The following is a 14,360-nucleotide window of genomic DNA, read 5'->3' as shown; positions in this document are numbered from 1 at the left end:
CTACTGGAACCAGGCTACGGCCAGGCCCGCTACGAGGGAAATGACCATCGGTACTGCCACCAGCACACCGGTGCGCCGATTACCAATGCCCCAGGCCATCCCGGATTTCACCAGGTTGTTGACCGAGGCGGCGATGACAATGCCGATGACGGCGGTATCCATACTCAGTGAATTGTTGGACATACGGGTCAGCGACAGGGTGATGGCGTCAATGTCAGCGACACCGGAACTTGCTGCCAGCACGTAGATCCCGGCATCCCCGAGCCAGCTCTGTAAAAATTCGCCCAACAGCAGGATGGCGGTCAGTAAACCGCCGAAGAGCAGCGCAGACGTGAGATCCAGTGGGTTCTGGTTGAGTGTCGGCTGGGAAACCTGTAACGCGCCGGCGTTGGTTCGCCAGATATAAAGTGCAGGTCCATAGAGCAGGAGTGTCATGGTGGCAACCGGCCATATCAGAACGGGCAGCAGCTCCCGGTTGATCACGAAGCAATAGACGAGAATACGCGGAAACATGGTGCCGCAGGCAATCAGGATGCCCGTGGCAAACTGCGGACTCAGCTCGGGTGTGCGGGCAGATTGCCTGGCGAAATGGAGCGTCAGGGCGGTGGAGGAGCTCAGGCCGGCAAACAGACTGGTGAACAGAATGCCTTTCCGGGTGCCGGCGACCCGGATGGCGAAGTAGCCGACGAATGAGATGGAGGCAATCATCACCACCATCCACCAGATCTCATGGGGATTGAGCACCCCCCCCGGGCCCATCTTCTCGTTTGGCAGCAGCGGCAGCATGACCACCGTGATCAGCAGCAGCTTGAGCGCCGCATCCAGCTCGTGGGCCTTGAGTCGGTAGACCCAGCCGTGGATCTCCTGCTTGTTGTCGAGGATGATGGCGGTCACGACCGCGCCTGCGGTTGCCATCACCGGATCTGCGGCCACCGCAATGGCCCCGAAACAGAACGTCAGTACCAGGCCGACCAGACCGGTAATACTGAAGTTCCGGATGTGTTCGAGGCGTTCGCTGAAGGCCACGATGCCGATGGCGACCACGCACACCAGTAACACGGGAAAGGCCCACTCGGTGATGTCTCTGGCCAGCACCGCGGATATGCCACCCAGCAGCCCCACCAGTGCGAAGGTCCGGATTCCCGCAATGCGCTCTCCCGACTTCTGCTCCCGGGCGTCCCAGCCACGTTCGATGCCAATAATGGCGCCCAGCAGGAGGGCAACCGCCAGGTCAATGGTGGTCTGATTGGAGGCAATGAACTGGCTGGCAACGTCGTCCATGGAGGGCCGGGTACTCCTGTCCGGAAGGATTTACTGGAAGTTTTAACGGAAAACCAAAGGTTTGCAAACCTCTGTCCCCTCCTTTAGCCATGTGCCCGGTAGCCGGGACGGGGGCGATCCTTACTTTAAGGCTCCGCTTCTGGTAAGCTTCGCGGCCTTTTTTCGACCTTTAGCAGACACGCCCTCCGCCGCTCCCATCACGGGGCTGGCCCCCATGTTTTCGCTGCAATTAATTTAACTGGACACGCATTTTTATGGTGAATGCCCTTAAAGCCAACTGGTTTTCCAATATCCGAGGCGACGTGCTCGCCGGAATCGTTGTGGCCCTTGCGCTGATCCCCGAGGCCATCGCTTTTTCCATCATTGCTGGCGTCGATCCCAAGGTGGGGTTGTACGCGTCCTTCTGTATCGCAGTGGTGATTGCCTTCGTTGGTGGTCGTCCGGGCATGATCTCGGCCGCAACCGGTGCCATGGCGCTGCTGATGGTGACACTGGTCAAGGAGCATGGCCTGCAGTATCTGTTGGCGGCCACTCTGCTGACTGGCGTGTTCCAGATCCTGGCAGGGACGCTGAAGCTGGGCGGGCTGATGCGGTTTGTGTCCCGTTCGGTGGTCACGGGTTTCGTGAATGCCCTCGCGATCCTGATTTTCATGGCCCAGCTTCCGGAGCTGACCAACGTGACCTGGCATGTCTACGGTATGACGGCAGCAGGTCTGTGCATTATCTATCTGTTCCCGCTGGTCCCGGTGATCGGTCGGCTGATCCCGTCGCCCCTGGTCTGCATTGTCTCCATGACGGCAGTCAGCGTATTCCTGGGGCTGGATATCCGCACCGTCGGAGATATGGGTGAATTACCGGATGCCTTGCCCGTGTTCCTGTGGCCGGAGGTACCCCTGAATCTGGACACCCTGATGATTATCCTGCCTTATTCTCTGGGACTGGCGGTGGTTGGCCTGCTGGAATCGATGATGACATCCACCATCGTGGACGACCTGACGGACACCACGAGCGATCGCAACCGCGAGTGCAAGGGGCAGGGCATTGCCAATATCGGTGCCGGCCTGCTTGGCGGCATGGCCGGATGCGCCATGATCGGCCAGTCCATCATCAACGTGAAGTCCGGCGGGCGCACGCGTTTGTCCACGCTCACCGCCGGTGTCTTCCTGCTGATCATGGTGCTGGTGCTCGACGATTTGCTGGTTCAGATTCCCATGGCAGCGCTGGTCGCCGTGATGATCATGGTATCGATTGGTACTTTCTCCTGGGAATCCATTCTCAACCTGCGGCAGCATCCACTGTCCACCAATATCGTAATGGTGGTTACCGTGATCGTTGTTGTGGCTACCCACAACCTGGCCTTTGGCGTGTTGACCGGCGTCCTGCTCGCGTCACTGTTCTTTGCCAACAAGGTTGGTCACTACATGATGGTGACCTCGGAGCTGGACGAACGCGGCGACACCCGGACTTATCGGGTGGTCGGCCAGGTATTCTTCAGTTCCTCTGAAAAATTCATTGATTCCTTTGACTTCAAGGAAGCAGTGGATAAGGTGGTTATTGATCTTAACCGGGCCCATTTCTGGGATATAACGGCGGTAGGTGCGCTGGATAAGGCGGTCATCAAGTTCCGGCGGGAAGGGGCTGATGTCGAGGTTATCGGTCTGAACGAGGCCAGCGCCACCATTGTCGATCGGTTTGGCGTGCACGATAAACCGGATGCTGTCGACCAGCTGATGGGGCATTGATCATGGCCGGAGAAACGACGAACAACACCGTTGAAAGCCATAATAACAACCACCAGGGCGAGGAAAAGATGTTGCGAGTAGTTGCCTGTATCGATGGATCCCGTGCCGCTCCGGCGGTTTGCGATTACGCAGCCTGGGCGAGCCGGCAGATGGCGACGCCATTGCTGTTGCTCCATGTTCTTGATGAGGAGCGCTATCCGGCGGAACCGGATCTGGCGGGCAGTATTGGACTGGGGAGCCGTGAACAGTTATTGGACGAACTGGCCGAGCTGGATCGCCGGCGTGCCAAGCTGGCCCTGGAACACGGCCACCACATGCTGGATGAGGCCGAGCGTCGCGTGAGGGAGGCCGGTGTAGAGGACGTCATCCAACGGCAGCGCCACGACACGCTGACCGAATCACTGCTTGCCCTCGAAAACCAGACTCGCCTGCTGGTGATGGGGCTCCACGGTGAGAGCAGTTCTGACCGCGATGTCCACATTGGCAGCCAGCTGGAGACCGTGATCCGGAGTGTGCATCGGCCGATTCTGCTGGTGCCCGATGAATACACGGCGCCGAAAAGCGCCATGCTGGCGTTTGACGGCAGCCCCACCGCTTTCCGGGGGGTGGAACTGCTGGCGGGCAGCCCGGTTCTGAAGGGCATGCCACTCCATCTTGTTATGGTCGGGCCGGATACCAACGATCGGTGGGAACAGCTGAATCGGGCGAAGAAAATGCTTTCGGAGCTGGATTCCGAGATCACCCTGGCCATCCGGGCCGGTGATGTCGAGCCGGCGTTGCATGAGTACCAGGAAGAACACGACATCGATATCCTGGTGATGGGGGCCTATGGCCATTCCCGCATCCGTCAGTTCCTGGTGGGCAGCACCACAACGACCATGCTCAAGACCGCCCATAAGCCTCTGGTCATCCTCCGCTGATACTTTCCGGTAGCCGGGGCCTAATGCTCCGGCTATTGATTCGATTGACAGTTTCAACCCCGCCTGCCGTCACAATCGTCTATGTTTAGGATGAAGGCCGTCTGTTTTGACGCCTGTATCGCTTTCCTTGATTTCGAAGGGGAGGGGCCGATTTGACTGACATCGCTTCCAATCACCGAACCGCGCGCAGCGGCGACACCCGCATGCCGGCGTCTGAAAGGTACATGGCAGAATTGCTCACAGAAGCCGGTATCCGTCTGGGTGGGCACCGTCCCTGGGACATCCGGCTCAACAAGCCGGGCGTGGCTGAACGCGTTTTCGGCCGGGGCAATCTGGGCCTTGGCGAGACCTACATGGAAGGCGCCTGGGACTGCGACCGCCTTGATGAATTCTTCCACCGTCTTCTTCGGGCGGGACTGCAACACAAAGTCCGTCCCGCCCGACTGATTTTGCACATGCTGAAAGCCCGACTGTTCAATCGCCAGACCGATCGCCGTGCCTGGCAGGTTGGCGAGCAGCATTATGATTTGGGCAATGAATTCTATGGCGCCATGCTGGACCCTCGCATGACCTATACCTGTGGCTACTGGCGTGAGGCGGATAACCTGGCGGAGGCGCAGGAGGCCAAGCTGGACCTGATTTGCCGCAAGCTGCGGCTAGAGCCCGGGATGCGGGTGCTCGATATCGGATGCGGCTGGGGCAGTTTCATGAGTTACGCGGCGGAACACTACGGCGTTGAGTGCGTGGGTGTCACCATTTCAGAAGCGCAGACCGCCTGGGCCCGCGAGCGTTATCGGGGCATTCCGCTGGAGTTCCGGTTGCAGGATTACCGGGAAGTGGACGAGCCCTTCGACCGGGTGGTCAGTGTCGGCATGTTCGAGCATGTGGGGCACAAGAACTACCGGACATTCATGGATGTGGCGCACCGCTGCCTGAAAGAGGATGGCCTGTTCCTGTTGCACACGATTGGCAGCCACGAACGCTCTCCGGGATCGGACCCGTGGATCGATAAGTACATCTTCCCGAACGGCGAGATTCCGTCATTGGCTCAGGTCGGCGAAGCGGTGGATGGCCGTTTCGTCGTGGAAGATCTCCATAACTTCGGTGCGGATTACGACCGGACACTCATGGCATGGTACGACAACTTCAACAGCGCCTGGCCCCGCTTCCGGGAGCAGCTTGGTGAGCGCTTCTACCGGATGTGGCGCTATTACCTGCTGTCCTGCGCCGGCGCGTTCCGGGCCCGCGATCTCCAGCTATGGCAATGGGTGCTGTCCCGGAATGGCCTTGAGGGTGGGTATCGCCGGGTCAGCTGAGTTGGGCCATTGCCGCTGACTCAGGCGTCGTTCCCGGCCGCCACAGCCGAAGCCCAGGCCCACTGGAAGTTGTGGCCGCCCAGATGCCCGGTGACATCCACCACTTCGCCGATGAAGTAGAGATCGGGCCGGTTCAGGACGGCCATGGTTTTCGACGACAGCTGGCGTGTGTCCACGCCTCCCAGCGTAACCTCCGCGGTTCGGTAGCCCTCCGTCCCTGACGGCTTGATGACCCAGTCTCCCAGCGTGCGGGCGACCTGTTCGATGTCTGCGTTCTTGAAGGATTGCAGGGGGCCGGCCCAGCCGGATAGCTCATTGAATGCCTGCGCAAACCGTTTCGGAAGGTGCTGATTCAGGTAATGTACGACAGTGGACTGTGGTTTGTCCCGGCGAAGGGCCATCAGGTCGTCCTGTATCTGGCAGGCCGGTAGCAGGTTGATGTCGAGGCTGTCGCCGGGGTGCCAGTAGCTGGAAATCTGGAGCATGGCCGGGCCACTCAGCCCCCGGTGGGTGACCAGCATCGGCTCCCGGAAGTGCTGTCCTTCGCAACTCACCTTTACCGGGCAACTGATTCCCGCCAGTGGTGCCAACTGCTCCCTGAGCTCCGGCTGCAGGGTGAAGGGCACCAATCCGGCTCGGGTAGGCAGCACGGCGAGACCGAACTGCCGGGCCACGTCATAGCCGAAACCGGTGGCGCCCATCGTCGGGATCGAAAGCCCGCCGGTGGCAATGACCAGGGACTGGCAGCGGAGTTTGCCGGAGCCGGTTGCGACGACATATCCATCCCCGGATTCCACGATTCCTCTGACCTGTGTCTTCATCCGGATTTCCGCGCCAGCCCAGTCGCACTCTGTCAGCAGCAGGTTCAGGATGTCCTTGGCGCTGTCTTTGCAGAACAGTTGTCCCGGTGCCTTTTCCTCGTGTTCCACCCCGTGGCGATCCACCAGTTCGACGAAGTCCTGTGGCGTGTACCGTTTCAACGCGGAGATGCAGTAGTGGGGGTTATCGGACAGGAAATTGGCTGGCGTGCTGTTCAGGTTGGTGAAGTTGCAGCGCCCGCCGCCGGACATCAGGATTTTCTTGCCCGGCTTGTTGGTGTGATCGAGTACCAGCACCCGGCGGCCCCGGTAACCGGCGGTGGCCGCACACATGAGACCGGCTGCGCCGGCACCGATGATGATTACGTCGTAGTGGGATTCTGGGGATGCCGTCATGACTGCCCGTCGCTGTGAATGAACGGCGGGAGTATACCAGTCTCAGGGCAGGTGGACGGAACCTTCCATATAGAACGCGGCCTGTCCGGCGATGTCAACGCGCTCACGCTTCAGTTCGCACCGCAGCAGGCCGCCACGGGCAGACAGCTGTCGCGCTTCCAGTACCGGTTTGCCAAGTACCTCGGCCCAGTAGGGAACCAGGACACTGTGAATCGAGCCGGTGACCGGGTCTTCATCGATGCCGGCGCCGGGCGCAAAGTAGCGGCTGACGAAGTCGCAGTCATCGCCCGGTGCGGTGATGATCAGGCCCTGATTACCCAGTTCCCGGAGGGCACCGAGATCGGGCCGGGCGTTGCGCACAGCTGCTTCATTGCTCAATACCACCATGTAATTGGTGTCGCTGGGCACGTGGAAGGCCCTGTCTGGTGCGCCCTCCAGGGCTTGATGGATCAGACCCGGTGTCGGCTGCTCCTCAAAGGCCAAGTTGGGGAAGTCCAACACCAGCCAGTCTCCCTCTTTACGGACCCCCAGCATGCCGCTCCGGGATTGGAAGCTTACTTCATCGCGATTCCAGTCGAGGCGGTTGAAGACGACCCAGGCACTGGCGAGGGTGGCATGGCCGCACAGTGGCACCTCCACCGCCGGAGTGAACCAGCGGATGTGAAAGTCGGCGCTTTCATCGCCGGCCAGCGGCACCAGAAAGGCGGTTTCGGAGAGATTGTTCTCCAGGGCCATCGCCTGGAGTGTCTGGTCTTCAGGCCAGCTTTCCAGCGGCATCACCGCGGCTGGATTGCCACCAAATACCCGGTCCGTGAAGGCGTCGATCTGATAGATAGGTGTCTTCATCAGCGTTTCTCCCTGAGTGATTGATCAGCGTAATGACGCGCCCCGCAGGAAGCAAACCGTTCCAGCTCGGCGGTGCCATAGAGGTGGATTTCCGGCAGGGGGGCTCCGGTGGTCAGTACCCAGTGGCCGGGTTCCCGCTGGTTTACTTCAAGCCCAAGCGCCGCCAGTTGATTCCGGGTGGCCTCCGGACCGAGAAGGCCCGCAGGGCCTGCCGGTTCAGAGAGAGCCAGCGCGTCCTTGCGATTACCGAACCGCGTGTTGCACGGCGTTTGAAGTGGCCGTGCTGACTCCGCCGGGATGTTTGCCGCTTTCATGGTGAAACTCCTTCTTCGTTGAACCGGATTCCATTGTCGTCCTCCGATGACGGGCATAACAGATTCAGATAATCTTGTATTGAACCGGTACAGTTTTCGTTTTGAGGGGACTGTACCGGTTTGTTTGTGCCCGAACTGTACTGCCCGGGCGTTGCAGCGATCTGGTGCAATGGCAGGGAGTGTCCATTCGAAAGGGGAGCGTGATGGGGGTTCTTTACAATCAGATTGCTGATCAGCTGCAGGCCCTGATCCTCGAAGGGGTGTATCGGGACGGAGACCGGCTGCCCGGGGTCCGGATCCTAGGCCGGCAATTTGGCGTCTCCATTTCAACGGTGCTCCAGGCGCATCAGACGTTGGAGGCCCGAGGCTACCTCGAAGCCCGGGAGCGCAGCGGCTATTTTGTCCGACTGCCGGCCAGGGACATCCCCGAACCCCGGATGCCAAGGCATCGCAGCCGTCCGGTTCCGGTCACCGCCCGGGAAATGACCCTGGACCTGTGTGCCGATGAGCAAAAGCAGATGGTGCCCCTGGCCACCGCGATCCCCCATCCCGATTACCTGCCGCTGCGGCAGATCCAGCAAAGCACCCTCTGGGCGGCACGGCGCGGCCTGGAAACGCTGGATTATGCCTTTCCCGGAAAGGAGTCGTTCCGCCGCCAGATTGCCCAGCGCATGGCGGCTATTGGTGTGCCGGTTACTCCCGATGACATTCTGGCGACCAACGGGGCCCAGGAGGCCATCATCCTTGCCCTGCGGGCGGTGACCGAACCGGGCGATATCGTGGCTGTGGAGTCTCCGTCTTTCCCCGGCATTCTGCAGGCCCTGGAGGTGGTGGGCCTGCGGGTGATCGAGATTCCCACCCACCCCTCCGAAGGGATCAGTCTCGAGGGATTGCAGCTGGCGCTGGAACAATGGCCCCTGAAGGCTTGTGTGGCGGTACCCAATCACAGCAATCCCATGGGGGCCAGGATGTCCGACGAGCGCAAAAAACAGCTGGTTTCCATGCTGGCCGCCGCCGGCGTGCCCCTGATCGAGGACGATATCTACGGTGATCTCTCACACAACGGACAGCGGCCTCGCCCCGCCAAGGCCTTCGACCGCGCGGACAACGTGATCTACTGCAGCTCGTTTTCCAAGACGGTATCGCCCGGGCTGAGGCTTGGCTGGATGATCCCGGGCCGGCACATGGCCAGTGCCCGGCAGCACAAGTATTTCGTGAACCTGGCTACCTCTTCCATTCCTCAACTGGCCGTGGCGCATTTTCTGGAGCAGGGCGGTTATGACCGTTATCTGCGCGCGGCCCGTCAGCACTACCGGGAGGGGACCGAGCGCATGCGTTCCGCCGTGGCGCGTTCGTTTCCCGAGGGAACGGCGGTGAGCCGGCCCCAGGGTGGCTTTGTGTTATGGGTCGAGTTGCCGGATGGGGTTTCAGGGACGGCGCTGTACCAGCGGGCGAGGGCGGAGAACATCAACGTGGCGCCGGGGCTGATGTTCTCGACGACCCGGAAGTTCGAGAACTGCCTTCGTCTGAACGGCGGTAATCCCTGGACTGAACGACTGGAAGCTGCCGTGTTCAGACTCGGCGCACTGGCTCATGAGGCGGTCGTTGGCGACTGATCGTGCCGGCGAAGATCGAGCGGATCGAGCAGTCCCGCAGCAATGGCGATGCCGGTGACGTCCGGTAGCCGGTCCGCCCCCAGTCGCTTCATGACGCGGGCCCGGTACAGGTCGATGGTTTTAACGCTGACGCCCAGCTGGTTAGCGATTTCCCGGCTGGTGTAACCCTTGGCGAGCGGGAGAAAGACGTCCCGCTCGCGGCGGGTAAGGCTGTCAATCAGTTCGGCGGTATCAATGGTCGCTCCGCCCGGTTGGATGGCCGCCTGGTGTTCCTGCAGGGCCTGCTGGACGCTGTCCAGAAGCAGCTGCTCGTTGAAGGGCTTTTCGATGAAGTCGAAGGCGCCGGATTTGAACGCGCGGACCACGATGGGCACATCGGCATGGCCGGACACGAAAATGATCGGTACTACCTGACCTCGCTTCTGCAGTTCTTCCTGCACGTTCAGGCCACCGAGCCCCGGCATCCGCACATCGAGCACAACGCAACCCGCCGTGGCATTCCCCAGTGCGTCGAGGAACTGCCGGCCGTCGCTGTAGGCTTCAACGCGCAGCCCGACTGACTCCAACAGCCATTGGGTGGACTCCAGCATGCCCGCGTCATCGTCAACAACGTAGACGGTTGGTGGCGTCGGGGTAGCGGATTCAGTCATCTGGGTGTGTCTCCTTGGGTGAGGTGTCAGGCCTGAACGCGGAGGCCGGGAACCGGCAGGTCAGTGTCAGCCCGCCGGTCTCGGCCGGGCGGGCGTCCAGGAACCCGCCAAAGCCCTCAATGATCGAGCGGCTCATGGACAGGCCTATGCCCAGCCCCTGGGGCTTGCTGGTGTAGAAGGGTTGGAACATCTGGCGAATGGCCTGCTCATCAAGGCCGGAGCCTTCATCGGTGACTTCAATCAGGGGTTCACCCTGGCTGTTGATGCTGGATGCGAGAGTAATCGTTGCGGGGGTGTCGCTGGCCCTATCAGGCGTTTCCCGGGCATCCAGCGTTGCCTCGATGCCATTGCGGATAAGGTTGATCAACACCTGTTCCAGCAGGACCGGATCTGCGGTGACGACCGGATTGGCCGGGCTGAGCCGCTCCCGGAGCCGGATGCCCGCTTTGTCTGCCTCCCAGTGACACAGGCGGGCCACTTCACTGATCACATCGTTCAGGGCAACCGGTGCGGTTCGCTTGCGGCCTTTGCTGAGGAAAGCCCGAAGTCGTTTGATCACTTCCGAGGCCCGGTTGGCGTGGTGAATAATCTTCCCGAGGCCGTCGTCGACCCGTTCGAGTGCTTCCGGGCTATTTCCGGCCTGTTTCAGGTAGCGCTGGCTGGCGCTGGCAAAATTGACGATGGTGGCCAGGGGCTGGTTCATTTCATGTGCAATGCTCGAGGCCAGCTCACCCAGCGTTGCCAGGCGTGCGGCCCGTGCCAGTTCGTCCGCCAGTCGCCGGTTGTTCTCTTCCGATTCCACCCGGGCGGTGATGTCCCTCGAGACGCTGACGACTTCAACCACTGCGCCGGTGTAGGTTTCACGAATGGCCCGGCTGGCAATCTCGAACCAACGATGACTGCCATCCCGATGGCGGATGTCCAGTGTCATGGTGGCGTAGCCGTCGTCCCTCAGGCGATTCCGGGCCTCTGCGAGGCGCTCGCTGATTCGGTCATCGGGGAAGATTTCCTCAAGGGTCCTGTTTCGCAGCTCTTCCGGCCAGTAGCCCAGCAGGCGCCAGGAGGCGGGCGTTGCGTCGATGAAACGGCCATCAGGTGCATGCCGTGAAATGAGATCGGTGGTGTTCTCGGTGATCAGGCGATAGAGCCGGCTGGACTGAATGGCTTCGTCCCGCACCTGCATCTCACGGGTTGCATCACGACCGCGTAACAGCACCAGGCCCTGTTGGCTGTCGGGGATCAGGGTCCAGACAAGGGTGTGGCCTGGAATCCGGGATTCGACATCCTCGATGGCCCGATTCTGCTGAAGGCAGGCCTGAATCAGCGAAGCGGTGTTGATCGGCAGGAGGTCCTGGCTGTTGTCCAGTCCGGCGTTACGAGTGAGCGTCAGTGCGCTTTGGTTGGCCTGGCGCACGGTGCCGGCGCGGTCCAGAACGAGGCCCGGTTGGGGGTCGGCATCATGCAGGTTGAACACGGGGTGGGAGGCTTCGTCCGGCATCGGGTTTAATATAGTGGTTGTTCTATAATACGTTGGTTTAGTTTCTAGTATATCTACTATCGAATACTATCTTTGCCAGCGTAAAGTTCAGCCATGTTAGCGATTTTCCTGAAGAGATCACAACAACAACAGTAAACCGAGAGGACCCCATCATGACCTCGATCTTTGAACAGGGCCTGGCCCCTGTCGATGCCAACTATGCCGTTCAGTCCCCGATTGACTTCATTGAGCGTACCGCAAGCGTCTATCCTGAGTTTCCATCGGTGATTCACGGTGCGATCCGTTACACCTGGGCGGAAACCTACGAGCGTTGCCGCCGTCTGGCATCGGCCCTGGCAGGTCGGGGAATTGGCAAAGGCGACACGGTTGCCGTCATGTTGCCCAATATTCCGGCCATGGTGGAGAGTCATTTCGGGGTGCCGATGATCGGCGCTGTGCTCAACACGCTGAACGTCCGGCTTGATGCCGAGGCTATTGCGTTCATGCTGGAGCATGGCGAGGCGAAGGCTGTCATTGCCGATCGCGAATTTGGCGAAGTGATCCGGGACGCGATCCGGCACCTCGAGCACAAACCCCTGGTGATCGACGTTAATGATCCGGAATACGGCGAGGGCGTTCAGGTCAGCGATCTGGATTACGAAGCGTTCCTGCAGGAAGGGGATCCGCAGTTCCAGTGGCAGTTCCCGGACAACGAGTGGAATGCGATTTCCCTGAACTATACCTCCGGCACCACCGGCAATCCCAAGGGTGTGGTCTATCACCATCGGGGTGCCTACCTGAATGCGCTCGGCAACCAGACAGTGTGGTCCATGGGTATGCATCCGGTCTATCTCTGGACGCTGCCGATGTTCCACTGCAATGGCTGGTGTTTCCCCTGGACCGTAACGGCCATGGCGGGCACCCACATCTGTCTGCGTCGCGTGGATCCGGAAAAGATCCTGCAGCTGATCCGGGATCACCAGGTGACCCACATGTGCGGCGCACCGATCGTGCTGAACGCATTGCTCAATGCGCCTGCGGCCGCCAAGGCGGGCATCGATCATGAGGTCAAATCCATGACCGCCGGGGCCGCGCCGCCTGCCCAGGTGATTGGTGCCGTTGAAGAAATGGGAATCCAGGTTACTCACGTATACGGTCTGACCGAAGTGTATGGTCCGGTCACGGTCTGTGCGTGGAAATCGGAGTGGGATGAGCTCCCGCTGGATCAAAGGGCCCGCATCAAGGCTCGGCAGGGGGTTCGTTATCACACCCTGGCCGGCACCATGGTCGGTGATCCCAACACGATGGAGCCGGTACCCCGTGACGGCAAGACCATTGGCGAGATTTTCCTGCGTGGCAACACGGTGATGAAGGGTTATCTGAAGAACCCGACCGCCACCGAGGAGGCTTTCCGGGGCGGCTGGTTCCACACTGGAGACCTGGCGGTATGGCATGAAGACGGCTACATGGAAATCAAGGACCGCCTCAAAGACATCATCATTTCCGGCGGTGAGAATATTTCCACGATCGAAGTGGAAGACGCCCTGTATCGTCACCCAGCGGTGCTGGAGGCAGCGGTGGTGGCTCGCCCCGACGAGAAATGGGGCGAGACGCCCTGCGCGTTTATCACGCTGAAGCCGGAGGCCGGTGAGGTAACGGAAGACGATATTATTGCCTTCTGCCGCGAGCACCTCGCCCGCTTCAAGGTGCCCAAGACCGTCGTGTTCACGGATTTGCCGAAAACCTCCACCGGCAAGATCCAGAAATTCGTCCTTCGCGGACAAGCGAAAGAGTTGTCGTAATCACAGGCCTCCCGATCGGGAGGCGTACCCCTCTGTGTGTCCTTGGGAGGTCTGGCGGCGCTGGCCCCGCCTCCCTTTTTTTGCTTTCTCCTGTTGTACCGGCTCTCCTGCCTTTGTCATTTGATGACAACCTGTTCTGTTTTCGCCATCTCTACCTTTTTGTTCACGTGTCGCGGGAGTAAACTCGACAAGTTGTTCGGTTTTTGGCCATTATTAACGCCACAACAATAAAATTATCAGTGGCAGGAGGCTCACATGACGATCAGTTCCACCCCGGAGGACGTGTCCGTTTTGCCACGGCACATCCGTTTTGATGTCAGCGAAGATCTCAAGAAACTCTGGCATGGCAACGATGCCTTTCGAACGGCGTTTTTCAATGCTCTGTCCCTCCAGTTCCCCGAGGGCGAGCAGCAGTTCATCAGCGCTGTGCGCCACTATCGTGATCGGATCGACGATCCCAAGCTGGCCGGTGAAATACGTGGATTCATCGGGCAGGAGGCGCTGCACAGCCGTGAGCACAAGGGTTACAACGAGGCGCTTAAGGCCCGGGGCTACGATATCGAGGCGATCGACCGGCGCTTCGACCGCCACATGAAATGGGTCCGGAAATTACCGCCCAGCCGGCAACTGGCCGGTACCTGCGGCGCGGAGCATTACACGGCGGTTCTGGCGAATGCGATCCTGAAAAATCCCGAGTGGATGGAAGGCGCGACGCCGACCATGCAACAGCTGTGGCGCTGGCACGCCATCGAGGAAACCGAACACAAGTCGGTGGCGTTTGATGTTTACCGCAACTGTGTCGGTGATGACCGTTTGCGCCGTATTGTCTTCCTGTTCGTGACCTGGAATTTCTTCAAATATACCTTTCTCAATACCTGCAGCCTGCTTCGAAAGGATGGCAAGCTCTGGAGTCTGCGCACGTGGCTGGGCGGCCTGAATTTCCTGTGGGGTAAACCGGGCGTCATCCGTCGGTGCCTGCCGGACTTTCTGGCCTATATGCGCCGGGATTTCCACCCCTGGCAGCAGGACAATCGCGCGTTGTTGCGGGAAAACCTGAAGCAGCTGGAGTCGGGGTACGCCGCCAATTGATACGGATACTGAAATTCCCGTCGGCTTGTGTAAAACTGGGCTTCCCCAGAACAATGACAATAAAGGGTATTCCCGATCGAGGAATGACCCGTA

General features: G+C 60.2%; 12 protein-coding genes. 6 read left to right on the top strand and 6 right to left on the bottom strand.

What is annotated here, in order from left to right:
• On the bottom strand, positions 1-1,281 hold the full coding sequence (locus MLD04_RS16350; protein WP_248160504.1) for an MgtC/SapB family protein: 1,281 nt from the start codon (positions 1,279-1,281) through the stop codon (positions 1-3).
• Between the two features lie 254 nt (positions 1,282-1,535).
• Here MLD04_RS16350 and MLD04_RS16345 point away from each other — a divergent pair, with 254 nt between their 5' ends.
• From MLD04_RS16345 to cfa, 3 genes are all read left to right on the top strand, one after another.
• A complete protein-coding gene (locus MLD04_RS16345) occupies positions 1,536-3,023 on the top strand; it encodes a SulP family inorganic anion transporter (protein WP_248160503.1) in 1,488 nt (495 codons plus the stop codon).
• A 68-nt stretch (positions 3,024-3,091) separates the two neighbouring features.
• Positions 3,092-3,943 carry a universal stress protein gene (locus MLD04_RS16340; protein WP_248160574.1) on the top strand — a complete coding sequence of 284 codons (852 nt, stop codon included), beginning with the start codon at positions 3,092-3,094 and terminating at the stop codon, positions 3,941-3,943.
• 203 nt (positions 3,944-4,146) lie between these two features.
• The gene (gene cfa, locus MLD04_RS16335; RefSeq protein ID WP_248160573.1) at positions 4,147-5,259 is read left to right on the top strand and encodes a cyclopropane fatty acyl phospholipid synthase; all 1,113 of its coding nucleotides are present in this window, start codon (positions 4,147-4,149) and stop codon (positions 5,257-5,259) included.
• A gap of 20 nt (positions 5,260-5,279) precedes the next feature.
• Here cfa and MLD04_RS16330 read toward each other — a convergent pair whose 3' ends face one another.
• The 3 genes from MLD04_RS16330 to MLD04_RS16320 are packed head-to-tail and all read right to left on the bottom strand — an operon-like array spanning position 5,280 to position 7,633.
• Entirely contained in the window at positions 5,280-6,473 is a 1,194-nt protein-coding gene (locus MLD04_RS16330) for a BaiN/RdsA family NAD(P)/FAD-dependent oxidoreductase (RefSeq protein WP_248160502.1), read from the bottom strand.
• A gap of 42 nt (positions 6,474-6,515) precedes the next feature.
• Positions 6,516-7,319: a PhzF family phenazine biosynthesis protein gene (locus tag MLD04_RS16325; protein ID WP_248160501.1), complete on the bottom strand. Its 804-nt coding sequence runs from the start codon at positions 7,317-7,319 to the stop codon at positions 6,516-6,518.
• Positions 7,319-7,633: a hypothetical protein gene (locus MLD04_RS16320; RefSeq protein WP_248160500.1), complete on the bottom strand. Its 315-nt coding sequence runs from the start codon at positions 7,631-7,633 to the stop codon at positions 7,319-7,321. Before MLD04_RS16320 ends, MLD04_RS16325 begins: the two co-directional genes overlap by 1 nt.
• 203 nt (positions 7,634-7,836) lie before the next feature.
• On the opposite strand from MLD04_RS16320, the gene MLD04_RS16315 reads away from it, so the two are divergent.
• Complete coding sequence (locus MLD04_RS16315; protein WP_248160499.1) at positions 7,837-9,249, top strand: aminotransferase-like domain-containing protein; 1,413 nt, start codon at positions 7,837-7,839, stop codon at positions 9,247-9,249.
• On the opposite strand, the gene MLD04_RS16310 is transcribed toward MLD04_RS16315, so the two are convergent.
• Positions 9,225-9,899, bottom strand: a complete 675-nt coding sequence (locus MLD04_RS16310) for a response regulator transcription factor (RefSeq protein WP_248160498.1) — start codon at positions 9,897-9,899, stop codon at positions 9,225-9,227. The genes MLD04_RS16315 and MLD04_RS16310 overlap by 25 nt on opposite strands.
• The gene (locus MLD04_RS16305; RefSeq protein WP_248160497.1) at positions 9,892-11,397 is read right to left on the bottom strand and encodes a sensor histidine kinase; all 1,506 of its coding nucleotides are present in this window, start codon (positions 11,395-11,397) and stop codon (positions 9,892-9,894) included. Before MLD04_RS16305 ends, MLD04_RS16310 begins: the two co-directional genes overlap by 8 nt.
• A gap of 152 nt (positions 11,398-11,549) precedes the next feature.
• Between MLD04_RS16305 and MLD04_RS16300 the strand changes: the two genes are divergently transcribed.
• Together MLD04_RS16300 and MLD04_RS16295 are read left to right on the top strand one after the other, a co-directional pair.
• Positions 11,550-13,178: an acyl-CoA synthetase gene (locus tag MLD04_RS16300; RefSeq protein WP_248160496.1), complete on the top strand. Its 1,629-nt coding sequence runs from the start codon at positions 11,550-11,552 to the stop codon at positions 13,176-13,178.
• A 255-nt stretch (positions 13,179-13,433) separates the two neighbouring features.
• Entirely contained in the window at positions 13,434-14,267 is an 834-nt protein-coding gene (locus MLD04_RS16295) for a metal-dependent hydrolase (protein WP_248160495.1), read from the top strand.
• Positions 14,268-14,360: the final 93 nt, after the last annotated feature.

The sequence above is a fragment of the Marinobacter koreensis genome, from assembly GCF_023156285.1.
GTDB classification, from domain to species: domain Bacteria; phylum Pseudomonadota; class Gammaproteobacteria; order Pseudomonadales; family Oleiphilaceae; genus Marinobacter; species Marinobacter koreensis.
Note: the sequence above shows the minus strand (reverse complement) of the source record. Positions and strands in the feature narration are given on the sequence as shown.

Coding starts and splice junctions, on each gene's coding strand:
- MLD04_RS16350 (WP_248160504.1), bottom strand. CDS start 1,281: ATGGACGACGTTGCCAGCCAGTTCATTGCCTCCAATCAGACCACCATT.
- MLD04_RS16345 (WP_248160503.1), top strand. CDS start 1,536: ATGGTGAATGCCCTTAAAGCCAACTGGTTTTCCAATATCCGAGGCGAC.
- MLD04_RS16340 (WP_248160574.1), top strand. CDS start 3,092: ATGTTGCGAGTAGTTGCCTGTATCGATGGATCCCGTGCCGCTCCGGCG.
- cfa (WP_248160573.1), top strand. CDS start 4,147: ATGCCGGCGTCTGAAAGGTACATGGCAGAATTGCTCACAGAAGCCGGT.
- MLD04_RS16330 (WP_248160502.1), bottom strand. CDS start 6,473: ATGACGGCATCCCCAGAATCCCACTACGACGTAATCATCATCGGTGCC.
- MLD04_RS16325 (WP_248160501.1), bottom strand. CDS start 7,319: ATGAAGACACCTATCTATCAGATCGACGCCTTCACGGACCGGGTATTT.
- MLD04_RS16320 (WP_248160500.1), bottom strand. CDS start 7,633: ATGAAAGCGGCAAACATCCCGGCGGAGTCAGCACGGCCACTTCAAACG.
- MLD04_RS16315 (WP_248160499.1), top strand. CDS start 7,837: ATGGGGGTTCTTTACAATCAGATTGCTGATCAGCTGCAGGCCCTGATC.
- MLD04_RS16310 (WP_248160498.1), bottom strand. CDS start 9,899: ATGACTGAATCCGCTACCCCGACGCCACCAACCGTCTACGTTGTTGAC.
- MLD04_RS16305 (WP_248160497.1), bottom strand. CDS start 11,397: ATGCCGGACGAAGCCTCCCACCCCGTGTTCAACCTGCATGATGCCGAC.
- MLD04_RS16300 (WP_248160496.1), top strand. CDS start 11,550: ATGACCTCGATCTTTGAACAGGGCCTGGCCCCTGTCGATGCCAACTAT.
- MLD04_RS16295 (WP_248160495.1), top strand. CDS start 13,434: ATGACGATCAGTTCCACCCCGGAGGACGTGTCCGTTTTGCCACGGCAC.